Source organism: Streptomyces sp. NPDC005141 (genome assembly GCF_053599975.1).
In genome coordinates, this window is the sequence record NZ_JBSFYW010000001.1 from 288,782 (window position 1) to 312,985 (window position 24,204).

A 24,204-nucleotide genomic window follows, 5' to 3' on the forward strand; every position below is an offset into this window, starting at 1 on the left:
CGCTACGAGGCCGGGGCGACGAGCCGGTACCCGACGCCGCGTACGGTCTCGATCAGCGCCGGCATGCGCAGTTTGGAGCGCAGCGACGCGACGTGCACCTCCAGGGTGCGCCCGGTTCCTTCCCAGCTGGTGCGCCACACCTCGCTGATGATCTGCTCCCGGCGGAACACCACTCCGGGACGCTGGGCGAGCAGCGCGAGCAGGTCGAACTCCTTGCGGGTCAGCTGGACCGTCGAACCGTCCACCGTGACCTGGCGGTTGGGGAGTTCGATGTGTACGGGGCCGAGGCGCAGCATGGTCTCGCCGGGAGCCCCGGCGTCGTCGTGGACGCTGCGCCGGCTGACGGCATGGATCCGGGCGAGCAGTTCCCCGGTGTCGTAGGGCTTCACCACGTAGTCGTCGGCGCCGAGGTTGAGGCCGTGGATGCGGGACCGTACGTCCGCGCGCGCGGTGACCATGATCACCGGCGTGGCGGTCCGCTTGCGGATCTTGCCGCAGACCTCGTAGCCGTCCTGGTCGGGCAGCCCCAGGTCGAGCAGCACGACACCGAACCCGTCGCTCTCCGGGACCAGCGCCTGCAGTGCCTCCTCGCCGCTGCGGGCGTGTGTGACGTCGAAACCGTGCCGTGCCAGCACCGCGGACAGGGCAGCGGCGACGTGATTGTCGTCCTCGACGAGAAGCAGTCTCATTCCGGCCCCCTCCGGTTCACAGGTCGTACGATGTCTGCGTGTAGAACACGATGCACGCTCGCGTGCATCAAGGAAGTCACGCCGATGGACAAGGACGGCGTCAAGAGGCTTCGGGTTGCGCGGGGCTTCCGTTACCCAGCCGGTACGCGCATTTGTACGGGCTGCTACGACACGTGTCCGATTGCTACCGGATCGTGATGCTCAAGTTCCCCTCAGATGTAATGACGCTGGTCGTACGGCGTCACTACTGTCCTCCGAAACCGAGGAGGACGGAGCCCCAAAGCGATGACCGAAGTATCGGTGGCCAAGGACGCCATGGCCGCGACCGACGAACTGGTCGTCCTGAAGAGCGTCAACAAGCACTTCGGCGCGTTGCACGTGCTCCAGGACATCGACCTGACGATCACCCGTGGTGAGGTCGTCGTGGTCATCGGCCCCTCCGGGTCCGGGAAGTCCACCCTGTGCCGCACCATGAACCGCCTGGAGACGATCGATTCGGGTGACATCTCGATCGACGGCAAGCCGCTGCCCCAGGAGGGCAAGGGGCTCGCCCGGCTTCGGGCCGATGTGGGCATGGTCTTCCAGTCCTTCAACCTCTTCGCGCACAAGACCGTGCTCGAGAACGTGATGCTGGGGCAGATCAAGGTCCGCAAGACCGACAAGAAGGCGGCGGAGGAGAAGGCCCGCGCGCTGCTCGACCGCGTCGGTGTCGGCACGCAGGCCGACAAGTACCCCGCACAGCTGTCCGGCGGCCAGCAGCAGCGCGTCGCGATCGCGCGGGCGCTGGCGATGGACCCCAAGGTCATGCTCTTCGACGAGCCGACCTCCGCGCTGGACCCCGAGATGATCAACGAGGTCCTCGAAGTCATGCAGCAGCTGGCCCGGGACGGCATGACGATGATCGTCGTCACCCACGAGATGGGCTTCGCTCGTTCGGCTGCCAACCGCGTCGTCTTCATGGCCGACGGCCGCATCGTCGAAGAGGCTGTGCCAGACCAGTTCTTCAGCAACCCGCGCAGCAATCGTGCCAAGGACTTCCTCTCGAAGATCCTGCACCACTGACCTCCCCGCGCGTGGACCACACGCGTCACCCGCCCGTCGACGGCCCACAGTTCTTCATCACTCAAAGGATGTTCACCATGAAGCTCCGCAAGGCAGCCGCCGCCTCGGCAGCCGTACTCGCCCTCGCCGCGACCGCCACCGCGTGCGGTTCGGACGACAAGAACGACAGCGGGTCCTCGTCCTCGGGCGGCGGCAAGATCAAGGTCGGCATCAAGTACGACCAGCCCGGTCTCGGCCTCAAGCAGCCCGACGGTTCCTTCGCCGGGTTCGACGTGGACGTCGCGACCTACGTGGCCAAGCAGCTCGGTTACAAGCCCGACCAGATCGAGTTCGTCGAGACCAAGAGCGCCGACCGTGAGAACGCGCTCGCCCGCGGCGACGTGAAGTTCATCGCGGCCACCTACTCGATCACCGACGAGCGCAAGCAGAAGGTCGACTTCGCCGGCCCGTACCTGCTGGCCCACCAGGACCTGCTCGTCAAGACCGACTCGGACATCACCAAGGGCACGGACCTCAACGGCAAGAAGCTCTGCTCCGTGACCGGTTCGACCTCGGCGCAGAACATCAAGGACACCATCGCCCCCAAGGCCAACCTGCGTCAGTACAGCGGCTACTCGGAGTGCATCGCGGGCCTGCAGAGCGGCGCCGTGGACGCGGTGACCACCGACGACTCGATCCTCGCGGGCTTCGCCGCCCAGGACAAGTACAAGGGTCAGTTCAAGCTCGCCGGGCTCAAGCTGAGCAACGAGAACTACGGCGTCGGCATCAAGAAGGGCGACGCCGAGCTGGAGAAGAAGATCAACGCCGCGCTGGAGAAGATGGTCAGCGACAAGTCCTGGCAGAAGGCGGTCGACAAGAACTTCGGCCCGGCGGGCTACAAGAACGAGCCGGCCCCGAAGATCGGCGTGATCGTCTCGTAGTCACGGATCACCAGCACCACAGGGACCTTCGGCCAACGCGGGGGACCCTCAGGTAACGCAGGAATCCGCGGTTCACGCGAGGTTCCGCAGGTGTGCCGCCGCCCGGCCGCGATCACGGCGGCGGCACACCGCGTCCGCCAGTACGCCACCACCCGGAAGCGCGGGAGATGTTCGACTTTCTTCAAGGTTATGACGTCCTAGAGGCGTTCTGGATGACGGTGAAGCTCACCGTCTTCTCCGCCCTCGGCTCCCTCGTCCTGGGCACCCTGCTGGCCGCGATGCGCGTCAGTCCGGTCCCGCTCATGCGCGGGTTCGGCACCGCCTACGTGAACATCGTCCGGAACATCCCGCTGACCGTGATCATCGTCTTCAGCTCGCTCGGTCTCGCGGACATCTTCGGCGTCACGCTGGGCGCGCCCGACAACTTCGATCTCCAGGGTTTCCGGCTCGCGGTCCTCAGTCTCATCGGCTATCACGCGGCCTTCGTCTGCGAGGCACTGCGCTCCGGCATCAACACCGTGCCGGTCGGACAGGCCGAGGCGGCCCGCGCGATCGGGCTGAGCTTCGGGCAGACCCTCCGGCTCGTCGTGCTGCCGCAGGCGTTCCGTTCCGTCATCGTCCCGCTGGCGAACGTGCTGATCGCGCTGACCAAGAACACGACCGTGGCCGCCGCCATCGGCGTGGCCGAGGCCGCCACCCTGATGAAGACGATGATCGAGAACGAGGCCCAGACGGTCCTCATCGCCGCCTTCTTCGCCTTCGGGTTCGTGGTCCTGACCCTCCCCACCGGCCTCATTCTCGGCTGGCTGGGCAAGCGACTGGCGGTGAAGCGATGACCTCCGTTCTCTACGACGCGCCCGGTCCCCGGGCCAAGCGCCGCAATCTGCTGCTCTCGGTGGTCTTCTTCGTCCTGCTCGCCCTTTTCCTGTGGTGGATCTGGATGGCGATGGACGACAAGGGCCAGCTGAAATGGGCCCTGTGGGAGCCGTTCACGACATCGGACGCCTGGAGCACGTATCTGTGGCCGGGTCTCCTCAACACGCTGAAGGCAGCCGCGCTCAGCATGGTGATCGCCCTGCCGCTGGGCGCGGTCTTCGGTATCGCGCGCCTGTCCGACCACCGCTGGGTGCGTGTTCCGGCGGGTGCCGTGGTCGAGTTCTTCCGGTCGATCCCGGTCCTGCTGCTCATGCTGTTCGCGAACGAGCTCTTCGCCAAGTCCGGGAACATCGCCAGCGAGGAACGTCTGTTCTACGCGGTCGTCACCGGTCTGGTGCTCTACAACTCGGCGGTCCTCGCCGAGGTCGTACGGGCGGGCATCCTGGCGCTCCCCAAGGGGCAGACGGAGGCCGCGTACGCGATCGGTCTGCGCAAGGGCCAGACGATGACCAGCATCCTGCTGCCGCAGTCGGTGACGGTGATGCTCCCGGCGATCGTCGGCCAGCTCGTCGTCATCGTGAAGGACACCGCGCTGGGCGGTGTGATGATCGGATACACGGAACTCCTCACCGCACGGAGCACCCTCGCGGCCAACTACGCCAACGTCATTCCGAGTTTCATCGTGGTCGCCGCGATCTTCATCGTGGTGAACTTCGCGATCACCAGCTTCGCCTCCTGGCTGGAGGGCAGGCTGCGGCGCGGCAAGAGGACGACCGGCGTGGTCCTCTCGCCGAACGACGCGACGATCGCCGGTACCGCGGCCACGGGCGCGGGCGGTGGCCCGGGCGGGGGCATCATCTGACGCCTGAGCGGGGACGGCATCTGACGCCCGAGCGGGGGACGGCATCTGACGAATCGTCCGAAGAACAGCCGATCGGTCTGACCGGCGGGGGCAGTGGCATGATCGCCACTGCCCTCGTCACTTGACGCAAGCAGCGGCAATGGGTTGCATACGTTCTGTGATCGTGCACCCCGCTCCACCTGCCTGTTCCCGTACGTCCCTCAGGACACAGCTCCGGGCAGGGGGCACCGCGTCGTGGACCCGGTGATCATCGTCGGAGCAGGGCCCGTGGGGCTCACGCTCGCCCTTGCGCTGGCCCGCCAGGAGGTCCCTTCCGTGGTCCTCGACGAGGGGCCCGGCAAGGACCAGCAGCGGCTCGCGCGGACCGTGGTGCTGCGCGAGGACACGGTGGCGCTCGTCGAACGGCTGACGGGGCTCCCTCTCGACGACGCAGGCTTCCGTTGGGCCGGATGGCGGTCGATGCGGCGCAAGCAGGTGATGCGCGAGATCGCTTTCGGCGCGGAGAGTTCAGGGAGCGCGGACCGCTCGAGGAGCGCCGCCGACGCCCGGAGCGCGGGAATCCAGGCGGACGGCGAGGAGTTCACCGCCCCGCTGCACATCGCCCAGCACGCGCTGACCGGTGCCCTGCGCGAGGCCATCATCCACGAGCGGCTCATCAAGGTCGCCGCGCACAGCCGCCTCGACTCCGTCGAGCAGGAGACATCGGGGGTCACGGCGCACACCCGGGGCCCCAAGGGCACCTGGTGGCGGGGCAGTTACCTGGTCGGCTGCGACGGACCGCGTTCGACGGTGCGCAAGCTCCAGGACATCCGCTTCCCCGGACGCACCGCCGTCGAGCGGCACGCCGTGGCGGCCCTGCGTACGGAACTTCCCTGGCCCGGCGAGGCGTTGCTGCACCGGATGCCGCCGTGGCGGACGTCCGGCCCCTCGGTCGGCGAGGTCACCGCGCGTCCCCTCGCCGAGGACGTGTGGCGCCTGGACTGGCTGCTGCCCCCGGGCAAGGACCTGGTCACGCCCGACCTGCTGGTGGCCCGCATCCGGGAGACCCTCGGAGGCTGGAGCGGGGGCACCACACCCGCGTACGAGCTGCTCGACACCGGAGTCCACACCATCCACCACCGGCTCGCCCGCCGTTGGCGCGCCGGCCGGGTCTTCCTCGCCGGGGACGCGGCCCATCTGCTCGGCGCGCTCGGCACCCAGGGCCTGGACGAAGGGCTGCGGGACGCCGACAACCTCGCCTGGAAGCTGGCACTCGCCTGGCACCACGGCCCGCACAAGGCACTCCTCGACAGTTATCAGGCGGAGCGACGCGCCGTGGTCGCCGCCCGGCTGCGCGCCGCCGACCAGGCACTGCCTCTGCTACGGAGCGGTGGCGGCCTGCGCGCCTACGTCCCCGGATCCGCCCGTGGTCACGACGCGTTGCTCACGGACGGCCACCTGGGTCGTGGCCCGCTGGGTGCGCCGGGGGCGTACCCCGACTCACCTCTCGCGCCCCCGCACGCGGAGTCGCACGCCCCCGTCGACACCGGACCCGGCGCACCGGTCGTCGATGTGCGGGTGACCGCGGAGGACGGCTCGTTCGTACCGCTGCGGGAGCGGCTCGGGCGCGGTGTCCTGCTCGTCGTGCTCATCGCTCCGGGTACGGGTGTCTGGGAGCGCAAGCACTGGGTGACGGCCGGCATCATGCCCCGGCTCGCCGCCGCCGTGACCGCGTTGCCGCACCCCGCCGAACTGCTCGTCGCGGAGAGCTACCCGGGTGCGGCCGCGCACACCGTCCTCCTGGTCCGTCCCGACGGACACCTGGTCACCGCGCTCGCCGGAGTCCGCCCGGCCGACCTGTACGAGGCGGCCGAGGCGACCCTCGGCGGACCGGCGGAGGTGGCGGCCGAGGCGACGGCGACCGCGGGCAGCAGTTGAACGCTCGGTAACCGGTTGAACAGTCAGTAACCGCCTGAACAGGGGTTTTCCCAGCTCCTCAGGCCCCCGTGGTCCACATAGTGACAGTGAGTTGACCGGGCTGCGCCACCATGGTGTACTCCGGATCATGACCGACACCTGCGTGCGCCTGTGGCGGAGGGTCCATATGGACCTCGTCCGCTATGCGGGCTGCGTGTGTCGTCCGTCCTTCTGACTTCGCATCCTTCTCCCCGCGCGCCGCTCTCGTGCCCCCGCGCGCTCCTCTCGCGAACCCTCAGGACGGTCCGAGTGTCTGTGTCACCTGGTGTCTCCGCGTCTGCCCCTGCCGCCGCCCCGCATACCCCCACGCAGGCCGACCTGCTCGCCTTCGTACGCCGTACCGCGGCCGACACCGACCTGATCGCCTCGCTCCCCCTCGACCCCGAGGGCCGCACCTGGGTGCGGCTCGAGGGCCCCGGCGGCAGTGAGGCCTGGCTCATCGGCTGGCCGCCCGGCACCGGAACCGGCTGGCACGACCACGCCGAATCGGTGGGCGCCTTCCTCACGGCGTCGGGCGAACTCAAGGAGAACTCACTCGCCGCCCGGCTGCCCGCCGACGGCTGGAAGACCCTTGAACTGGCCGAAGAGATCGACCGGCACCGGAAGCTGCCCGCGGGTACCGGCCGCGCCTTCGGCCGCCATCACGTGCACGAGGTGCTCAACGAGTCCACCGAGGAGCACGCGATCTCGGTCCACGCCTACTACCCACCGCTCCCGCAGATCCGCCGCTACAGCCGTACGGGCCCGGTTCTGCGTCTGGAGCACGTCGAGCGTCCGGAGGACTGGCAGTGAGCACCCGACCGCCCGTGGGCATCGACGCGTTGCTGGAGCAGGTCCGCACGGGCCTGGACCGGGTGGAGGCCGAGGAGGCGTTCGAGGCGGTGCGGGCCGGCGAAGCGCTCCTGGTCGACACCCGGTACGCCGCCCTGCGCGAGCGCGACGGCCTGATCCCCGGCGCCCTCGTCGTCGAGCGCAACGAACTGGAGTGGCGGCTCGACCCCACGGGCAGCCACCGCGCCCCGGAGGCCACGAGCCATGACCTGCGGGTCGTGGTGTTCTGCAACGAGGGGTACGCGTCGAGCCTCGCCGCCGAGTCCCTGCGCCGGCTGGGGCTGCACAGGGCCACCGATCTGGTCGGCGGCTTCCAGGCGTGGAAGAGTGCCGGCCTTCCGGTGACGGCTGCCGTCGCGGAGGACTGACCGCCGCTCGAGCACGGGTGGGCGCCCCTTGAGGTAAGGGGCGCCCATCCTTGCGTGCTGCCCCCTACCGCTCACTCCTGGGCGGTGGCCGCCGTGACGGGGCGCGTCCTCAGGGCCGCCCGTCCGGGCAGGGCTGTCGCGACCAGGGCGAGCAGCCCGGCGAACCCGACGACGGTCACGTAGACGAGCGGGGTGACCGCCGGGGCGGCGCCGCCCGTCATGCCGACGCTGAACGCGGTCAGGACGGCGAGGGCGATTCCGCTGCCGAGCGCCGTCGCGAGCAGCAGCACCGACAGCGCCTCGGTCCGCAGCATGCGCAGCACCTGACGGCGGGTCGCTCCGGCGAGGCGGAGCATCGCGAACTCGCGGACCCGTTCGGAGACGGACATGGCGAGGGTGTTGACGACGGAGATGGCGGTGAAGGCGAGAACCAGGCCCATGGCGAGCTGGTTCACCTCGGCGTTCGCCTGCTGCCGCTCGGCCTGGATCGAGTCGGCCCGGGCCGGAGCGAGAACGCGCACGGCCGGGAACTCACGGAGCGTAGTCGCGAGTTGTGTCTGTGTGCGGGCCGTGCCGACCAGGACGGAGGTGGCGAGTGGGTTGTCGACATGGCGGGCGACCAGGTCGTGGGCCAGGGTGAGGTCCCCGAAGCCCAGGCCCCTGGCGTAGACGGCGGCGACCGTGAGCCGGACGGGCACGCCGTCACCCAAGGTGAGTCTCAGCGCGCTTCCGGGCTTCAAGTGAAGCTGGTCCGCGGCGAGTTCGCTGACGGCGACGGTGCTGTTCCCGAGGTTCTTCAAAGAGCCCGCGGTGACGTCCGGATCCCAGGTGCGGGACAACTCGGCCGGAGTGACGCCCTGAGCCGCGTACTTGTCCAGACCCACACGGACGGTCGTCCGGACCACTTCGGTGACGGCGTCGTGCCGCGTACGCAGCAGACGGGCGGCTTCGGCCGGGACTCCGGGTCCCTGGGCGGCGAGCACCCAGTCGGCGCGGATGCCCTCACGCGCCTGGGCACGGGCGGCGTTCCCGAGGGTCGGCTGGACGAAGAGAACCGTGCAGGTCATGCCGATGAGGAGGGTGAGGGGAGTGACGACGGAGGCCATGCGGGCCGCGTTGCCGCGCAGGTTGGCGCGGGCGAGCCGTCCCCCGGGTCCGGTCAGCCGCAGCGGGCCCGCGAGCAGGGCCGCGGCGGCCCGGACCAGCAGAGGTCCGAGCAGCGCGACGGCACCGGCGAGGACCACGACGGCCAGGAAGGTCACGGGAGTCGAGGCGGGTTCGGTGCGCAGCACGCTGAGCACGGCGACGAGGGCGGCTCCCCCGGTGAGCAGCGCGAGACCGGCGAGGACTCGTCCCCAGGCCGGGCGGGCGCCCTCGACCCGGGCTTCGGCCAGCGCCTCGGCCGGGCGGATGCGGACGACGCGACGGGACGAGATGCGCGCGGCGGTCCAGGCGCCGAGCAGGGTGGCGGCGACAGCGGCGAACAGGGGGAAGACGCTGACGGTGTGCTGAAGCGTGGCCGGGACGGCACCGATGGCGACGAACCTGCTGTGCAGCCAACCCCCCAGCGGCAGACCCACGAGTGCGCCGGTGACGCCGGCGGCGGCCCCGACGATCAGTGCCTCCCGGCCCAGGAGTCTGCGGATCTGCCCGGAGGTCGCGGCGATGGCGCGCAGCAGGGCGAGTTCCCGATGGCGTTGCCGGACCGAGAGCGCGAAGGTGCCGGCGACCACCAGGACGGCCACGAGCAGCGAGGTGCCGCCCATCGCGCCGCCCATGCTGACCAGTTCGATCCGGGCGGCGGCCGCGTCGAGGAACTCGACCGGTCCACGGCCGTCGCCCGTACTGACCTGTGCGGTGGTGCCGTTCAGCGCCTCGGCCACGGCCCGCCTGACATCGGTGATGTCCGTGCCGCTGTCGGGCAGCACCCCGAAAGCGGTGACCTGCCCGGGGTGCGCGGCCAGCCGCGTGGCCTCGGCGGTGGAGAAGAAGAGGGAGGTCTGGTGGCGCACGGCGGTGGCGGGCGCGGCGATCCCGCTGATCCGGTAGGTGCGCGGTGCCCGTGTCGACTGGACGGTGAGCCGGTCGCCGGGCCGCAGACGGGCGCGCTCGGCGAAGCGACGGTCGACGACGAGGTCGGTATCGGCCTCGGGCGCGGTACCGGTGACGATCCTGTAGGGGGTCAGCGCGGCGGATGCCCACCCGTGACCGTAGGCGGGCCGGTCCTTCTCGACGGTCGCCCGGGAGGTCAACGGCTGTGCCAGGAAGGTCAGTTCGGGGACGACTCGGTCCACGCCGGGCACGCGGCGCAGCCGGGCGGCGAGGTCGTCCGCGAGCCAGGCCCGTTCGGCGATCGGTTTCGCCTTGTGCTTGACCTTGGTCTTGCCCTTCTTGTGCTTGACGGTCGTTTGGTGGACGTTCTGGTCGGCGGAGACCACGATCGGCGCCGCGGCGTAGCGCTCGGTGCGGATCGTGCCGCGCAAACCGGTCTCCAGGAGGGTGCCGCAGGCGGTGATGAGGGCGGCCGCGCACATCAGGGCGAGGAAGGCGCCGAGGAAGGCGCCCTTGCGGGCCCGGACGGTCTTCAGGGCGTAGCGCAGCATCATGACGGGTCGCTCTCTCTTCGGTTGTGGGGCTCTCTGCCGTGAGGCTCTCTGTCCCGGGCGTCTCTGTCCCGGGCGTCTCTGTCCCGGGCGTCTCTGTCCCGGGCGTCTCTGTCCCGGGGGTCTCTGTCCCGGGGTGCCGACTCGCTCCCGGGTGCGGTGTCAGGGGCCGGGAGGGCCAGGAACCGGGTGAGTACGGTGCGCGCTCCGGGCGGGGTGTCGGTGTCCGGGCGCTTGTAGCGGTTGAGGAGCGCGATGTACTCCTCGAAGAACGCGCGGAGTTCGGGGAGCGTGAGCCGGATGCTGCCGCGCGAGTAGGGGAAGGCGTCGGCCCAGGGGTCCTCGCCCGCACCGGCCCGCAGCTGCGCCTGCTCGAAGAGTTCGAGGTCGGCGGCGTAGGCGTGATGGTTCAACTCGTCCATGACAAGCCGCATCTCGGGGCTCTGCCGGCTGCGCGGCGGGAAGCGCCGGTCACCGGGAACCGCCCGCCACCAGCGCTCCCGGCGGTGCCCGGCCGCCGCGGCCTGTTCCTCGACGAATCCGTAGCGCGCGAGTTCGCGCAGGTGGTAGCTGGTGGCTCCGGTGTTGAGTCCCAGTTCTCGGGCGAGGGTCGCCGAGGTGGCCGGGCCGTGCAGGGTGAGGTGCTGCAGGATGCGCTGCCGACGCGGCTGCGCGAGGGCCTTGAGCGCGGCGAGGTCGGAGAGTTCGGTGGGGGCGTGCGGCCCCTTCGGGGGTGCTGTCTCCCGCGCGCCGGGTTCCTGTGCCATACGTACACAGTCGTCTGTGCACAGATGTCTGTGCACTGCGGTGACCAGGCGTCTTGGACCGGGGGTTAACCCCACCCCGGTCAAGGGGAGTTGACCGTCTGGGCATGTGTCCGGGCCCTGAACGCGATCGGCGCCCCCGCGCGTCCACCGTGTTCAGGGCCCGTGATCTGACACGACTGCCCCGGCATCCCGGGTCACCCCGGTGCCTCGAACCGCCCTCGTACGGAAGTCCGCGGGATCAGAACCCCTCGTCCTCAAGCCCTTCCGTGTCCTCGCCCTCTTCCTCCAGCGCCTGGCGGACCACGCGCAGGGCCATGCCCTGGGAGTAGCCCTTGCGGGCGAGCATGCCCGCGAGGCGTCTCAGTCGCTTGTCGCGGTCGAGTCCGCGTGTGGAGCGCAGCTTGCGGGCGACCAGCTCACGGGCGGTCGCCTCCTCCTGATCGGAGTCCAGCTGTCCGACGGCCTCGTCGATCAGCGTCGGCTCCACGCCCTTGGTCCGCAGCTCCTGGGCGAGCGCCCGCCTGGCCAGCCCCCGGCCGTGGTGCCGGGACTCGACCCAGGCGTCCGCGAAGGCGCCGTCGTTGATCAGCCCGACCTCCTCGAACCGGGACAGCACCTGGTCCGCCACCTCGTCCGGGATCTCGCGCTTGCGCAACGCGTCCGCGAGTTGCTTGCGTGTGCGCGGGGTCCCGGTGAGCAGGCGCAGACAGATAGCGCGCGCCCGCTCAGCCGGGTCCCCCGGGGACTCCCCCTTCTCGGCCCTCGACGAGGAGGAGGTGCCTCCGTCCTGCGGGTCGCCGGACGGCTCACCGAAACCGCCCCGTCTCCGACGCCCTCGTCCACCACGCGGTCCGCCCTCACCGCGTCCATCACGCCGGGAGGCCGCGCCCGGCGAACCGTGACCGCCCGGCAGGCCGTCACCCCACCGCGCGTCACCGCCCGTCGAACCGCCGCCGTCCGGACCACCGTCGTCCGGACCGACGGCATGGAAGCCGTCGGCGCCATGGAGCCCGTCACCGGCGCCGTACGGCTCGCCGCCGTACCCCCCACCACCGTCGTACGAGCTGTCACCGTCTCCGGCCGAGCCGCTGCCGCCGTACCCCTGCCCCTCGGGGGCGGGGGGATGGACGTACTCGGCCCAGTCGGTTCGTCGTGTCATGGACTAGCTCTTGGCCGCCGCGGCCCTGGACTTGGTGGCCTTGGCAGCCGGAGCGGGCACCGTCTTCGCGGCGTCGTCCGGGGCAGCCGAGACCGCCGCGTCCGCGCCCGGCACGGCGGTGGGCTCCTCGGGCTTCTTCACACCGACGCCCAGCTTCTCCAGGATCTTCTTCTCGATCTCGTTGGCGAGGTCGGGGTTGTCCTTCAGGAAGTTGCGCGCGTTCTCCTTGCCCTGGCCGAGCTGGTCGCCCTCGTACGTGTACCAGGCGCCGGCCTTGCGGACGAAGCCGTGTTCCACGCCCATGTCGATCAGGCCGCCCTCGCGGCTGATGCCGTGCCCGTAGAGGATGTCGAACTCGGCCTGCTTGAACGGCGGCGCGACCTTGTTCTTGACGACCTTGACGCGCGTGCGGTTGCCGACCGCGTCCGTGCCGTCCTTCAGCGTCTCGATGCGGCGGATGTCGAGTCGCACCGAGGCGTAGAACTTCAGTGCCCGGCCACCCGTCGTGGTCTCCGGGGAGCCGAACATCACGCCGATCTTCTCGCGGAGCTGGTTGATGAAGATCGCCGTGGTCTTCGACTGGTTGAGCGCGCTGGTGATCTTCCGCAGGGCCTGGCTCATCAGGCGGGCCTGCAGACCCACGTGCGAGTCGCCCATCTCGCCCTCGATCTCCGCGCGCGGCACCAGGGCGGCGACGGAGTCGATGACGATGAGGTCGAGCGCGCCGGAGCGGACCAGCATGTCCACGATTTCCAGAGCCTGCTCGCCGTTGTCCGGCTGCGACAGGATCAGGTTGTCGATGTCGACGCCCAGCTTCTTCGCGTACTCGGGGTCGAGGGCGTGCTCGGCGTCGATGAAGGCCACCTGGCCGCCGGCCTTCTGCGCGTTCGCCACCGCGTGCAGGGTCAGGGTCGTCTTACCGGAGGACTCCGGGCCGTACACCTCCACCACTCGGCCGCGCGGCAGGCCGCCGACGCCGAGGGCGACGTCGAGCGCGGTCGACCCGGTGGGGATGACCTCGATGGGCTCATTCGGCCGCTCGCCCAGGCGCATCACTGCGCCCTTGCCGAACTGCCGTTCAATCTGCGCGAGCGCGGCGTCGAGCGCCTTCTCGCGGTCGGTTCCTGCCATGGGTTCCACCCGGTTTGCTTGAGTCGATCGCTTCACGTCAAAGACGCTAACGCCTGCCACTGACAATGCGCCCCGACGCCCGTCCGGCCTGTGGATAACTCGGGCACATATCTGTCGAAACCATGCCGAAATCCCTGTCGAGAGCTCCGCCGGAACTTCCATAAGAATGGATGTTCGATTTTCGTGTCAAGCGCACCACGCGACACTTCCGAGACTACGTTCCCCCTCCGACAACGCCCCGAATGTCCCGCCGGACCAGGCCGTGCACCTGTCCCGCCGGCCGTCCCGGCGCCTGTCCCGGCCGCGGTCTACTCTCCCGGGCGTACCGCCGGTGCCTTCGGCCGTACGACGACGACGCCCGGCCCGCCCGGCAGGCTGTGAGCCATGCGAACGACGAGGACCAGCCCCCCGGCGACGGCCCGCCCCCTGATGCGGCCCAAGGCCTCGCTCCGACCGGCCGAGTGGCTCTGCTGCGCGACGGGCGCCCTGCTCGTCGTCTCGGGATGCCTGCATCTGCTGGTCTTCGCCGTCGACGGCGGCCCGTGGAACGGTCCCGTCTCCTGGCGCAAGCCCGTCACCTTCGGGCTTTCCTTCGGGCTGACACTGATCGCCATCACGTGGGTCACGTCGTACGTGCGGGTCGGGGCGAGGCTGCGCACCGCTCTGCTCGTCGTGTTCGCCGCGGACTGTGTGGTGGAGGTCGGCGGGATCACCCTCCAGGCGTGGCGCCGGGTGCCCTCGCACCTCGACATGGAGACCGGCTTCGACACGGCGGTGTCCATGATGCTCGCGGTGGGCGGCGGAGTTCTGGTCGTGCTGCTGACCGTGTTCGCGGTGGCCTCGTTCCGGAGCCGGCCCACGGGCCCCGCGGGCATGCCGCTCGCCGTGCGCTCCGGGTTCGCGATCCTGCTCGTCGCGCTGGCCTCGGGCGCCGCGATGATCGCGCGCGGGGTCGTCCTCACCCGGACCGGCCACCAGGAGGCCGCGTACCACTCGACGGCTCCGCTCAAGCCGCTGCACGGAGTGAGCCTGCACGCCGTGCTGGTGCTGCCCGCGCTGGCCTGGCTGCTGTCGCACACCGGCTGGAGCGACAAGGTCGGACAACGGATCGTGTACGGGGCCGTCGGCTGCTACGCGACCGCCGTCGTCACTGCCGGTGTCCTGGCGGCCCTCACCTGGTGAACGTCACCGGCCGAACAGCCGCCGCACGCGCGCGACGAGCCCGGCCGAGTTGCGCGTACGGTGCCCGTGCACCCGCGGGTCGTCCGTGACGTCGTACCGCTTCACATATGCCCCCAGGAACGCCTGCAGGGTGGCGACGGCGGGGATGGCGATCAGCGCGCCGACTGCGCCGAGGAGCGCGGTGCCCGCGATGACGGACCCGAAGGCGACCGCGGGGTGGATGTCCACGGTCTTGGAGGTCAGCTTGGGCTGCAGCACATAGTTCTCGAACTGCTGGTAGACCACGACGAAGATGAGCACCCACAGCGCGTACCAGGGGTCGATCGTGAACGCGATCAGCATCGGCAGGGCGCCCGCCAGGTAGGTGCCGATGGTCGGGATGAACTGGGAGACCACGCCCACCCACACGCCGAGCACGGGCGCGTAGGGCACGCCCAGCGCCTCCAGCAGGATGTAGTGCGCCACGCCCGAGATCAGCGCCATCAGACCGCGTGAGTACAGATAGCCGCCGGTCTTGTCGACGGCGATCTCCCAGGCGCGCAGCACCTCGGCCTGCCGGGCCGGCGGCAGTACTGAGCACAGCGCGCGCCGCAGCCGCGGTCCGTCGGCGGCGAAGTAGAACGAGAACAGCGAGATCGTCAGCAGCTGGAAGAGACCGCCCAGGACCTGCCCGGACACGTCCAGGACGCCGGTGGCACTGTTCTGCACGTACTTCCGCAGCCAGTCGGAGTGGAGCAGGCTGTCCTGGATGTCGACCCTTCTCAGGTCGGTGTGGAAGTGCGTGTTGATCCAGTTGATGACCGAGTCGAGATAGTCCGGGAAACCCTCGACCATCTTGATGATCTGGCCCGCGAGCATCGAACCGAGCAGGGTGATGAATCCGGCGATCACGATCAGCGAGCCGAGGAAGACGAGGAACGCGGCCAGTCCCCTGCGCACGCCCCGTGAGGCCATCCAGCTGACCGCGGGTTCTATCGCGAGCGCCAGGAAGAACGAGATCAGGATGTTGATCAGCAGGCCGGTGAGCTGGTGGAACGCCCAACTGCCCAGCTGGAACACGGCGATGAGCGCGAGGGCGAGCACCATGGCACGCGGTAGCCAGCGCGGCATGCGCGCGCCCTGCTCGGCGGCGCCGCCCGGCGGGTCGGGGGGCGCCGTGCCGAACGGTGATGCCTGCCGGTCTACCTGCGTGTTCTCGTCAGTCGGGGCCACGGAGCAAGTCTGGCCCACGCCACCGACAATGGATCCACGTGCCCCGGGTCTTCGGTCCCGTCAGCGGTTCTCGTGCGGAACGTTCATGGTCGCGCACACCACACGCCACACATCCTTGGCCTCCCAGCCGGCGTTCAGCGCCTCGTGGACGGTACGCCCGCCGAGTTCCGTCATCACATGATCGCGCGCGAAGGTCTCGGCGTACCCCGCGCCGAAGTGATCCGCCATTCGCTCCCAGAAGACCGTCAACCGCATGACACCAGTATCCCGCCCCTGAGGGTGGGCCCGAGCCGGGGACCGCCTGCCGAGACCGCTTTCCGCCCTACGGTCTGACGCATGGCCGAAACAGGAGCATCCCCACTCCCCCAGACGCCCCCATCACCCTCCCCGATCGCACGCGCCGAGCACTTCGTCTGGCTCACCGCGCGTGTGCTGGAACAACGCCGCTTCGCGTACCACTTCCTGGACGGCGACGCCGACGCGGTGGAGACCGCGCTGGCCGCCTACCGCAACGACGACGAGGGGTACGGACACGCGCTCGAACCCGATCTGCGCGGCCCCGTCAGCCAGCCGCTGCACACCGGGCACGCGCTGCGCGTACTCGACTCGATCGGACGCTGCGGCGGCCAGCGCGTGGAGCGTGTGTGCCGCTATCTGACCTCCGTGTCGACGACGGACGGCGCGCTGCCCGCGATCCATCCCAGCCAGCGCGGCTATCCGACGGCCCCCTTCGTGCCGGTCGTCGACGATCCGCCGAGCGAACTCCTCGCCACCGGCCCGGTGGTGGGCCTGCTCCACCGCAACGAGGTGTGGCACGCCTGGCTCTTCCGGGCCACCGACTTCTGCTGGCAGGCGGTCGAGTCCCTGGACAAGTCCCATCCCTACGAGATCGAGGCGGCGGTCGCCTTCCTGGACTCCGCGGCGGACCGCCCGCGCGCGGAGGCGAGCGCCGACCGGCTGGGCCGTCTCGTCCGTGAGCACCGGCTCGCCGCGCTGGACCCCGGGCGCCTGGAGGCGTTCCCGGTCGCGCCCGGTTACGCGCCGGGCGAGCACCACTTCCCGCACGACTACGCGCGGACTCCGGGATCGCTCGCGCGCGCGTGGTTCACCGACGACGAGATGGCGCGCTCGCTCGACCACCTCGCGGACGAGCAGCAGGAGGACGGCGGATGGCCGATCCGATGGCGTCAGTGGGCACCGGGCACCGCCCTGGAGTGCCGCCCCATGGTGACGATCGAGGCGCTGTGCACGCTTCGGGCGTACGGCCGGCCCGTCGACTGAGGCCGCGGCGGGCCTGGGCGCCAGGCCAGGGCGCCCGCGGTGCCGGCCCTGGAACCCGGGCGCCGGGCCACCGCCGACCCGGGTGCCGGGCCAGGGCGCCGGGTGTCCGGCCCGGATGTCAGCCTGTCATCGCGCGGACGCCGGCCGTCACCACCACGGCCGCGGCGACCACCAGCAGGAACGGGGCGCGCAGGATCAGCGCGACGGCGGCCGCCGCGAGCCCCGCGGCCTTCGCGTCGACGACGAGGACGCGCCCGTCGGCGAAGGTCTGCTGGGCCGTGAGGGCGGCCAGGAGAGCGACGGGCAGCAGAGCGGCGAGGCGCTGCACGAGCGGCCGCTCCAGTACGCCGGCGGGGATCAGCAGACCGATGAGTTTGACGGCGTAGCAGCCGACGGCGGTGGCGCCGATGGCGATCCAGATGTTCAACGGTCTTCCCCTGATACGTCGTTCGGTGCGCCGGCCGGTGTCTTCCCGAGAGCGCCGGGCGATGCCTCGCGCGACGCGTCGGCGGGCGCGTCGGCGGCGGTGGCCGCACCGCGGCGGCCCGTCACGTAGAGCACGGCGGGGGCGGCCAGGGCGGCCACCAGCACGGGGACTCCGGCGGGCAGCACGGGCAGCAGACCGAGCCCGAGGAGGACGGCGATTCCCGCGACGGCACGTTCCGTGGTGCTCTTCAGCATCGGCGCGAGCAGCGCCAGGAACACGGCGGGCCCGGCGGCGTCCAGGCCCCACGCGTCGGTGTCGCCGATGGCCTCGGCCCCCGCCGCGCCGAGCAGCGTGGTGAGGTTCCACAGCACGTAGAGGGACAGGCCGGTGACGGTGAAGCCGATGCGGACGCCGCGGCGGGTGGGCTGGGCGAGCGCGACGGCCGTGGTCTCGTCGATCACCCACTGTGCGGCGAACGGACGCACCGCGCGCGGGAGGGCGAGGAGCTGCGACAGACGCAGACCGTAGAAGGCGTTGCGGACCCCGAGGAAGAACGCGCCCGCGGCGGCGGTGAGCGGGTTGCCCCCGGCCGCGAGCGCCCCCACGAGCGCGAACTGCGACGCCCCGGTGAACACCAGGAGGCTGAGCGCACAGGTCTGCAGCAGGGTGAGCCCGCTGCCGGCCGAGGTCACCCCGAAGGCGAAGCCGGACAGTCCGACGGCGACCCCGACTCCAAGGGCGTCGCGGATGACGGCGGCGTCGGGTTTTCCGCCTTCTTCACTGCGTATGTCTGCGAGAGCTGTCTGTTCTGCCACGCACCGGACGGTACGAGGAGACCCCCCGCGACGTCTTGTACGTTCTTGCGCTCGCGCTGGTAGGCGCCCGGGGGGACGCCCACGATCCGGGTGAAATGGCGGTTGAGGTGCGGCTGGTCGGTGAAGCCGACGGCCACGGCCGCTTCGGCGGGAGCGGAACCGGCGTCCAGGAGGTGGCGTGCCCGACGCACGCGTGCGTCGGTCAGCCAGGTGTGGGGCGGCATCCCGTAGGCGTCCCGGAAGGCGCGCAGCAAGGCGAACGAGCTGGTGCCGAGGTCGGCGGCCAGCCGCTCCAGGGTCGGCGGCTCGGCCATCCGCTCCTCCAGCACGCCACGCGCGCGTGCGGCGAGCCGACCGCCCGCGGTGCGCACGGCCCGCTGCGGCAGCGGACCTCCGTTCAGGCGCAGCAGCCGGGTCACAGCGACGCGCAGCAGGGTGTCGGCGGCCAGCGCGTTGCCTTCCTCCGCGGCCCGGAGCACCTGGTGGACCAGGCTCGCCGCGTAGGGGTCGTCGAGTACCGGACGGGTGAATCCGGGGGTGCCGCGAAGGGTGGTGGTCTCGGCGGCGATCCCGGCCACCATGTCCGGCGAGGGGTACACCGCGCCGTACCTCCAGCCCTCGGGAACACCCGCGCGCCCGGTGTGCGGGGTGTCGGGGTTGACGAGCGCCAGGGACCCAGGGCCGGCGTACTGATCGGCGCCGCCGTGGTGGAACACCTCGACGCCCTCGGTGATGGCGGCGATCACGAAGTTCTCGTGGGTGTGCCGTACGAAGATCTTCTCGACGTAGCGGGCGCGCAGCAGATCGACACCGGGCAGCTCCGCGTACTGCCAGTGCCGTGCCCGCTCCTGCCCCGAACCTGCCACATCCTCATTCTCCGCCACCTCGCCAGGACCCACGGCCGAAGCCCACCGCCCCCGGCCCCGCCTCCCCCGCCCCGCCCCGCCTCACCTTGCCGAGGCGTTCTCGCAGGTCAGAGCGATTGTCAGTGACCGGGTGCAGGATGGACGCATGGTCAGCTCCGCACACCGAGCTCTCGACGGCTTCTCCCCCGCGACCCGCGGCTGGTTCACGGGGGCCTTTTCCGCGCCCACCGCGGCCCAGGCCGGGGCATGGGCGGCCATCGGTGCGGGCTCGGACGTGCTGGTCGTCGCCCCCACCGGGTCCGGCAAGACCCTGGCCGCGTTCCTCGCCGCGCTCGACCAGCTGGCCTCGACGCCACCGCCGGCGGACCCGAGGAAGCGCTGCCGGGTTCTGTACGTGTCACCGCTCAAGGCGCTCGCGGTCGACGTGGAGCGCAATCTGCGCAGCCCGCTGACCGGTATCCGGCAGGAGTCCGTGCGGCTCGGCCTCCCGGAGCCGGAGGTGAAGGTGGGCATCCGCTCCGGCGACACCCCGCCCGCCGAGCGCCGGGCGCTGGCCACCCGCCCGCCGGACATCCTGATCACGACCCCCGAATCGCTGTTCCTGATGCTGACATCGGCCACGCGCGACGCGCTGACGGGCATCGAGACGGTGATCCTGGACGAGGTGCACGCGGTCGCCGGCACCAAGCGCGGAGCCCACCTCGCGCTCACTCTGGAGCGCCTCGACGAGCTGCTGCCGAAGCCCGCCCGGCGTATCGGCCTCTCCGCGACGGTGCGTCCCGTGGACGAGGTCGCGCGCTATCTCTCGCCCCAGCGCAAGGTGGAGATCGTCCAGCCGCCGTCCGGCAAGGAGTTCGACCTCTCCGTGGTCGTCCCCGTGGAGGACCTGGGCGAGCTGGGCGGGTCCCCGGCCGCCGACGGCAAGGAAGGCGCGGAGAAGCCCTCCATCTGGCCGCACGTCGAGGAGCGGATCGCCGACCTCGTCCAGTCCCACCGCTCGACGATCGTGTTCGCCAACTCGCGTCGGCTGGCGGAGCGTCTGTGCAACCGGCTCAACGAGATCGCGTACGAGAGGGCGACCGGCGAGCCTCTCGACGAGGCGCATGCCCCGGCCCAGTTGATGGGTGGCTCGGGCGCGGCTCAGGGGGCCCCGCCCGTCATCGCCCGTGCCCACCACGGCTCGGTCTCCAAGGAGCAGCGGGCCCAGGTCGAGGAGGACCTGAAGGCCGGCCGTCTCCCCGCCGTGGTGGCCACCTCCAGCCTCGAGCTGGGCATCGACATGGGCGCGGTCGACCTCGTCATCCAGGTCGAGTCCCCGCCGTCCGTGGCATCGGGACTCCAGCGCGTGGGGCGCGCGGGTCACCAGGTCGGCGCGGTCTCCACCGGCGTCGTCTTCCCGAAGTACCGGGGCGACCTGGTGCAGGCCGCCGTGGTCACCGAGCGGATGCGCACGGGCTCCATCGAGTCCCTCCGGGTCCCCGCCAATCCCCTGGACGTGCTGGCCCAGCAGCTCGTCGCCATGACCGCGCTCGACACCTGGCAGGTCGACAACCTGCTCACCACGGTCCGCCGGGCGGCCCCCTTCGCCGCACTCCCGGAGTCGGCGTTCACCGCCGTGCTCGACATGCTCGCGGGCCGCTATCCGTCCGACGCCTTCGCGGAACTCAGGCCCCGCGTGGTGTGGGACCGCGTCGCGGGCACGGTGACCGGCCGCCCCGGCGCCCAGCGTCTCGCCGTCACCTCCGGGGGCACCATCCCCGACCGCGGACTCTTCGGGGTCTTCCTCGCGGGGGCCGACCCCAAGAAGGGCGGCGGCCGGGTCGGCGAGCTCGACGAGGAGATGGTCTACGAGTCCCGCGTGGGCGACGTCTTCACGCTCGGCACGAGCTCCTGGCGCATCGAGGACATCACCCGGGACAGGGTCCTCGTCTCCCCGGCGCCCGGTGTCCCCGGCAGGCTGCCCTTCTGGAAGGGCGACCAGCTCGGACGTCCGCTCGAACTGGGGCGCGCGGTGGGCGCCTTCCTCCGCGAGGTCGGCTCGCTCCCCACGGACGACGCCCGCCTCCGTCTGCTCGCCGCGGGCCTGGACGCCTGGGCCGCCGACAACGTCCTGGCGTACCTCGCGGAACAGCGCGAGGCGTGCGGCCACATCCCGGACGACCGCACGATCGTCGTCGAACGCTTCCGCGACGAGCTGGGTGACTGGCGTGTCGTCGTGCACTCCCCCTTCGGCGCCCAGGTCCACGCCCCCTGGGCCCTCGCCCTGGGGGCCAAGCTCTCCGAGCGGTACGGCATGGACGCCCAGGTCATGCACGCCGACGACGGCATCGTGCTGCGGCTGCCCGACGCCGACCTGATGGGCCTGGACCTGCTCGACCAGGCGTCTTCGAAGGCGGGCACCGAGTGGGACGCGGAGCAGGCGCCGATCGGCGCGGCGGACGTCGCCTTCGACAAGGGCGAGGTCAATCAGATCGTCACGGACCAGGTCGGCAGCTCGGCTCTCTTCGCCGCCCGCTTCCGTGAGTGCGCCGCCCGCGCCCTGCTCCTCCCGCGCCGCAGCCCCGGCAAGCGCACCCCTCTGTGGCAGCAGCGCCAGCGCGCCGCCCAACTGCTTCAGGTGGCCAGCGAATTCGGTTCGTTCCCGATCGTCCTGGAGGCGGTGCGCGAATGCCTCCAGGACGTCTTCGACGTCCCGGGCCTCACCGAGCTGATGGGCGACATCGAGTCCCGCAAGGTGCGGCTCGTCGAGGTCACCACACCCGAACCCTCCCCCTTCGCCCGCTCCCTGCTGTTCGGGTACGTCGCCCAGTTCCTGTACGAGGGCGACTCACCCCTCGCCGAGCGGCGGGCCGCCGCGCTGTCGCTGGACTCACGTCTGCTGGCCGAACTCCTGGGCCAGGCCGAACTGCGCGAGCTCCTCGACGCCGACGTCCTGACCGAGCTGGAGCGCGAACTCCAGTGGCTCACCGAAGACCGCCGTATCAAGGACGTGGAGGGTGTCGCCGACCTGCTGCGTCTGCTGGGACCGCTCACGGACGCCGAGTTGGCCGAGCGGGGCGCGGAGCCGCAGTGGGCCAAGGACCTGGCCGCCGCCCGCCGCGCCATCCGGGTCCGGATCGCCGGAGCCGACCACTGGGCCGCCATCGAGGACGCCGGCCGGCTGCGCGACGCGCTCGGCACGGCGCTGCCCGTCGGTGTCCCGGAAGCCTTCACCGAGCCGGTCAAGGATCCGCTCGGCGATCTCCTCGCCCGGTTCGCGCGCACCCACGGACCGTTCACCTCGACGGCGGCCGCCGCCCGTTTCGGTCTCGGTACGGCTGTCACCGACGGCGCGCTGCACCGGCTCGGCGCGAACGGCCGCGTCGTCCAAGGGGAGTTCCATCCGGCGGGCATCGGCCAGGAGTGGTGCGACGCGACGGTGCTGCGCAGGCTGCGCCGCCGTTCGCTCGCTGCGCTGCGTCATGAACTCGAGCCGGTACCACCCGCCGCGCTCGCCCAGTTCCTGCCGCAGTGGCAACACGTGGGCAGCGGTCACGGGCTGCGCGGCGTCGACGGACTGGTGCGCGCCGTCGAGCAGTTGCAGGGCGCGTCCGTTCCGGCGTCGGCCTTGGAGAAGCTCGTCCTGCCGTCCCGGGTCGCCGGTTACACGCCCGCGCTGCTCGACGAACTCACGGCCGCCGGGGAGGTGATCTGGGCCGGAGCGGGTTCGCTGCCGGGCAAGGACGGCTGGGTCTCGTTGTATCTGGCCGACGCCGCCCCACTGCTCCTTCCCGCCGCGCACCCTCTGGAGCCGACCGCGCTTCACCAGTCGGTCCTCGACACCCTCACCGGGGGCTACGGCCTCTTCTTCCGCCAGATCGCCGACCAGGTCCGCGCCACGACTCATCCCGACGCCACCGATCCGCAACTCGCCGACGCGATCTGGGACCTGGCCTGGTCCGGGCGCCTCACGAACGACACGCTCGCACCGATGCGCTCCCTCCTGGGTTCGGGCCGCACCGCGGGGTCCACGGCGCACCGTGCCAAGCGCGCGGTCCCCCGCGGGCGTTACGGCTCTCTCACGGGAGGCGCGCGCCCCCAGTCGCGTACCGGCCCGCCCACGGTGGCGGGCCGCTGGTCCCTGCTGCCCGAGCGCGAGCCCGACCCCACCGTGCGCGCCCACGCCCTGGCCCGCACCCTGCTCGACCGGCACGGTGTGGTGACCCGGGGGGCCGTCGCCGCGGAGGGCGTCGAGGGCGGCTTCTCGGCGGTGTACCGCATCCTGTCGGCCTTCGAGGACAGCGGCCAGGCGCGGCGCGGCTATGTGGTCGAGGGTCTCGGTGCCGCCCAGTTCGCGATGGACGGCGCGGTGGACCGCCTCCGCGCGGCGGCGAACGCACGGGACCGGGGCGACGCCCTGCCCGACCCGGCTCTCACGGACAACTCCCCCGGCGCCCACGGCTTTCCCGACGACCGCGGCTCGACGAACCGACGGGGATTCGCCCTCGGCCCCACGGACCTCCCCGGGTTCCCCGACCTCTCGGCGTTCCCGGGCGCCGAGGATTTCCGTGACACCTCCGGTACGCCTGCTCACGACGGACACGACACGGGCATCGGCGACCCCGACTTCGGCGACGGCGACGGCGACGGCCACACCTTCTCCGCCGACTCCGCCTTCTCGGCCGGCTCCCACTACCCCAACGCCCCTCACCGCCCGGACACCTCGTCTCACCGCAACGGCTCGCCATACGCGACGAACAGCTCCGGCCACCCCAACAACCCGGGTTTCCCGGGCGCCCGTTCCCGTACGGCCTCCCCGGCCATCGTGCTGGCCGCCGCCGACCCCGCCAACGCCTACGGCGCGGCCCTCTCCTGGCCCGAACCCCCGACCGAGGCGGGCCACAAGCCGGGCCGCAAGGCAGGTTCCCTGGTCGTCCTGGTCGACGGCGAGCTGGTTCTCTACATGGAGCGCGGCGGCAAGACCCTGCTGGCCTGGCCCACGGACCCCGACAGGTCGGTCTCGGAGGACACGCGCCTGCGTGCCGCGGCGGAGGCCCTCGCCACTGCCGCCCGCGCGGGTTCGCTCGGCACGGTCACCGTCGAACGCGTCAACGGCACCTCGGCCCTCACCTCCCCCCTCGGCACTCTTCTGGAAGGAGCGGGCTTCATCGCCACACCACGCGGACTACGCCTGCGCGCCTGAGAACCGGCCCCCGCC

The 24,204-nt window shown here is 71.2% G+C and carries 21 protein-coding genes; 11 read left to right on the forward strand and 10 right to left on the reverse strand.

All coding sequences use genetic code 11. The features are described 5' to 3' along the window. Positions 1 to 2: 2 nt before the first annotated feature. Positions 3 to 689 (reverse strand): response regulator transcription factor, encoded by a 687-nt coding sequence (locus tag ACWD68_RS01180; RefSeq protein ID WP_451804343.1) that lies wholly within the window; start codon positions 687 to 689, stop codon positions 3 to 5. 285 nt (positions 690 to 974) lie between these two features. Between ACWD68_RS01180 and ACWD68_RS01185 the strand changes: the two genes are divergently transcribed. From ACWD68_RS01185 to ACWD68_RS01220, 8 genes are all read left to right on the forward strand, one after another. Continuing rightward, positions 975 to 1,751, forward strand: coding sequence for an amino acid ABC transporter ATP-binding protein (locus tag ACWD68_RS01185; protein ID WP_451804345.1), 777 nt, complete (start codon positions 975 to 977; stop codon positions 1,749 to 1,751). A 77-nt stretch (positions 1,752 to 1,828) separates the two neighbouring features. Continuing rightward, on the forward strand, positions 1,829 to 2,671 hold the full coding sequence (locus ACWD68_RS01190; protein ID WP_451804347.1) for a glutamate ABC transporter substrate-binding protein: 843 nt from the start codon (positions 1,829 to 1,831) through the stop codon (positions 2,669 to 2,671). Between the two features lie 167 nt (positions 2,672 to 2,838). Then, positions 2,839 to 3,507 carry an amino acid ABC transporter permease gene (locus ACWD68_RS01195; RefSeq protein WP_385698850.1) on the forward strand — a complete coding sequence of 223 codons (669 nt, stop codon included), beginning with the start codon at positions 2,839 to 2,841 and terminating at the stop codon, positions 3,505 to 3,507. Then, a complete protein-coding gene (locus ACWD68_RS01200) occupies positions 3,504 to 4,409 on the forward strand; it encodes an amino acid ABC transporter permease (protein ID WP_451804349.1) in 906 nt (301 codons plus the stop codon). Before ACWD68_RS01195 ends, ACWD68_RS01200 begins: the two co-directional genes overlap by 4 nt. Before the next feature lie 234 nt (positions 4,410 to 4,643). Then, entirely contained in the window at positions 4,644 to 6,326 is a 1,683-nt protein-coding gene (locus tag ACWD68_RS01205) for an FAD-dependent monooxygenase (RefSeq protein ID WP_451804351.1), read from the forward strand. A gap of 127 nt (positions 6,327 to 6,453) precedes the next feature. Beyond that, positions 6,454 to 6,540: a putative leader peptide gene (locus tag ACWD68_RS01210; protein WP_318722129.1), complete on the forward strand. Its 87-nt coding sequence runs from the start codon at positions 6,454 to 6,456 to the stop codon at positions 6,538 to 6,540. A 74-nt stretch (positions 6,541 to 6,614) separates the two neighbouring features. After that, a complete protein-coding gene (locus ACWD68_RS01215; RefSeq protein ID WP_451804353.1) occupies positions 6,615 to 7,157 on the forward strand; it encodes a cysteine dioxygenase in 543 nt (180 codons plus the stop codon). Continuing rightward, complete coding sequence (locus tag ACWD68_RS01220) at positions 7,154 to 7,564, forward strand: rhodanese-like domain-containing protein (RefSeq protein ID WP_451804355.1); 411 nt, start codon at positions 7,154 to 7,156, stop codon at positions 7,562 to 7,564. The genes ACWD68_RS01215 and ACWD68_RS01220 overlap by 4 nt, the downstream gene beginning before the upstream one ends. A gap of 71 nt (positions 7,565 to 7,635) precedes the next feature. Here ACWD68_RS01220 and ACWD68_RS01225 read toward each other — a convergent pair whose 3' ends face one another. The 4 genes from ACWD68_RS01225 to recA all read right to left on the reverse strand — a co-directional run bounded on the left by ACWD68_RS01225 (position 7,636) and on the right by recA (position 13,224). Then, positions 7,636 to 10,170: an FtsX-like permease family protein gene (locus ACWD68_RS01225; RefSeq protein WP_451804357.1), complete on the reverse strand. Its 2,535-nt coding sequence runs from the start codon at positions 10,168 to 10,170 to the stop codon at positions 7,636 to 7,638. Beyond that, a complete protein-coding gene (locus tag ACWD68_RS01230) occupies positions 10,167 to 10,934 on the reverse strand; it encodes an ArsR/SmtB family transcription factor (RefSeq protein WP_451804359.1) in 768 nt (255 codons plus the stop codon). Before ACWD68_RS01230 ends, ACWD68_RS01225 begins: the two co-directional genes overlap by 4 nt. A gap of 238 nt (positions 10,935 to 11,172) precedes the next feature. Further along, positions 11,173 to 12,093, reverse strand: coding sequence for a recombination regulator RecX (gene recX / locus ACWD68_RS01235; protein ID WP_451804361.1), 921 nt, complete (start codon positions 12,091 to 12,093; stop codon positions 11,173 to 11,175). Between the two features lie 3 nt (positions 12,094 to 12,096). Continuing rightward, positions 12,097 to 13,224 (reverse strand): recombinase RecA, encoded by a 1,128-nt coding sequence (recA, locus tag ACWD68_RS01240; protein ID WP_384789195.1) that lies wholly within the window; start codon positions 13,222 to 13,224, stop codon positions 12,097 to 12,099. A gap of 384 nt (positions 13,225 to 13,608) precedes the next feature. Here recA and ACWD68_RS01245 point away from each other — a divergent pair, with 384 nt between their 5' ends. Continuing rightward, positions 13,609 to 14,406: a hypothetical protein gene (locus tag ACWD68_RS01245; RefSeq protein ID WP_451804364.1), complete on the forward strand. Its 798-nt coding sequence runs from the start codon at positions 13,609 to 13,611 to the stop codon at positions 14,404 to 14,406. Between the two features lie 3 nt (positions 14,407 to 14,409). On the opposite strand, the gene ACWD68_RS01250 is transcribed toward ACWD68_RS01245, so the two are convergent. Both ACWD68_RS01250 and ACWD68_RS01255 read right to left on the reverse strand, forming a co-directional pair. Then, on the reverse strand, positions 14,410 to 15,618 hold the full coding sequence (locus ACWD68_RS01250) for an AI-2E family transporter (protein ID WP_451804366.1): 1,209 nt from the start codon (positions 15,616 to 15,618) through the stop codon (positions 14,410 to 14,412). 60 nt (positions 15,619 to 15,678) lie between these two features. Further along, a complete protein-coding gene (locus tag ACWD68_RS01255) occupies positions 15,679 to 15,873 on the reverse strand; it encodes a DUF3046 domain-containing protein (RefSeq protein WP_451804368.1) in 195 nt (64 codons plus the stop codon). Between the two features lie 81 nt (positions 15,874 to 15,954). Here ACWD68_RS01255 and ACWD68_RS01260 point away from each other — a divergent pair, with 81 nt between their 5' ends. After that, on the forward strand, positions 15,955 to 16,899 hold the full coding sequence (locus ACWD68_RS01260) for a hypothetical protein (protein WP_451804370.1): 945 nt from the start codon (positions 15,955 to 15,957) through the stop codon (positions 16,897 to 16,899). Positions 16,900 to 17,017: 118 nt separating this feature from the next. On the opposite strand, the gene ACWD68_RS01265 is transcribed toward ACWD68_RS01260, so the two are convergent. From ACWD68_RS01265 to ACWD68_RS01275, 3 genes are read right to left on the reverse strand one after another with little or no spacing between them, the layout of a single operon-like run. Then, positions 17,018 to 17,326 (reverse strand): AzlD domain-containing protein, encoded by a 309-nt coding sequence (locus ACWD68_RS01265; RefSeq protein ID WP_451804372.1) that lies wholly within the window; start codon positions 17,324 to 17,326, stop codon positions 17,018 to 17,020. Continuing rightward, a complete protein-coding gene (locus ACWD68_RS01270; RefSeq protein WP_451804409.1) occupies positions 17,323 to 18,114 on the reverse strand; it encodes an AzlC family ABC transporter permease in 792 nt (263 codons plus the stop codon). Before ACWD68_RS01270 ends, ACWD68_RS01265 begins: the two co-directional genes overlap by 4 nt. Continuing rightward, positions 18,015 to 19,007 carry an AraC family ligand binding domain-containing protein gene (locus tag ACWD68_RS01275; RefSeq protein WP_451804374.1) on the reverse strand — a complete coding sequence of 331 codons (993 nt, stop codon included), beginning with the start codon at positions 19,005 to 19,007 and terminating at the stop codon, positions 18,015 to 18,017. Before ACWD68_RS01275 ends, ACWD68_RS01270 begins: the two co-directional genes overlap by 100 nt. A 145-nt stretch (positions 19,008 to 19,152) precedes the next feature. On the opposite strand from ACWD68_RS01275, the gene ACWD68_RS01280 reads away from it, so the two are divergent. After that, entirely contained in the window at positions 19,153 to 24,189 is a 5,037-nt protein-coding gene (locus tag ACWD68_RS01280; RefSeq protein WP_451804376.1) for an ATP-dependent helicase, read from the forward strand. Positions 24,190 to 24,204: the final 15 nt, after the last annotated feature.

Bases quoted from the DNA above. Each gene is read 5' to 3' on its own strand.
- ACWD68_RS01195 (WP_385698850.1), top strand. From the start codon at position 2,839: ATGTTCGACTTTCTTCAAGGTTATGACGTCCTAGAGGCGTTCTGGATG.
- ACWD68_RS01185 (WP_451804345.1), top strand. From the start codon at position 975: ATGACCGAAGTATCGGTGGCCAAGGACGCCATGGCCGCGACCGACGAA.
- ACWD68_RS01190 (WP_451804347.1), top strand. From the start codon at position 1,829: ATGAAGCTCCGCAAGGCAGCCGCCGCCTCGGCAGCCGTACTCGCCCTC.
- recX (WP_451804361.1), bottom strand. From the start codon at position 12,093: ATGACACGACGAACCGACTGGGCCGAGTACGTCCATCCCCCCGCCCCC.
- ACWD68_RS01180 (WP_451804343.1), bottom strand. From the start codon at position 689: ATGAGACTGCTTCTCGTCGAGGACGACAATCACGTCGCCGCTGCCCTG.
- ACWD68_RS01245 (WP_451804364.1), top strand. From the start codon at position 13,609: ATGCGAACGACGAGGACCAGCCCCCCGGCGACGGCCCGCCCCCTGATG.
- ACWD68_RS01230 (WP_451804359.1), bottom strand. From the start codon at position 10,934: ATGGCACAGGAACCCGGCGCGCGGGAGACAGCACCCCCGAAGGGGCCG.
- ACWD68_RS01260 (WP_451804370.1), top strand. From the start codon at position 15,955: ATGGCCGAAACAGGAGCATCCCCACTCCCCCAGACGCCCCCATCACCC.
- ACWD68_RS01280 (WP_451804376.1), top strand. From the start codon at position 19,153: ATGGTCAGCTCCGCACACCGAGCTCTCGACGGCTTCTCCCCCGCGACC.
- ACWD68_RS01255 (WP_451804368.1), bottom strand. From the start codon at position 15,873: ATGCGGTTGACGGTCTTCTGGGAGCGAATGGCGGATCACTTCGGCGCG.
- ACWD68_RS01200 (WP_451804349.1), top strand. From the start codon at position 3,504: ATGACCTCCGTTCTCTACGACGCGCCCGGTCCCCGGGCCAAGCGCCGC.
- ACWD68_RS01210 (WP_318722129.1), top strand. From the start codon at position 6,454: ATGACCGACACCTGCGTGCGCCTGTGGCGGAGGGTCCATATGGACCTC.
- recA (WP_384789195.1), bottom strand. From the start codon at position 13,224: ATGGCAGGAACCGACCGCGAGAAGGCGCTCGACGCCGCGCTCGCGCAG.
- ACWD68_RS01225 (WP_451804357.1), bottom strand. From the start codon at position 10,170: ATGATGCTGCGCTACGCCCTGAAGACCGTCCGGGCCCGCAAGGGCGCC.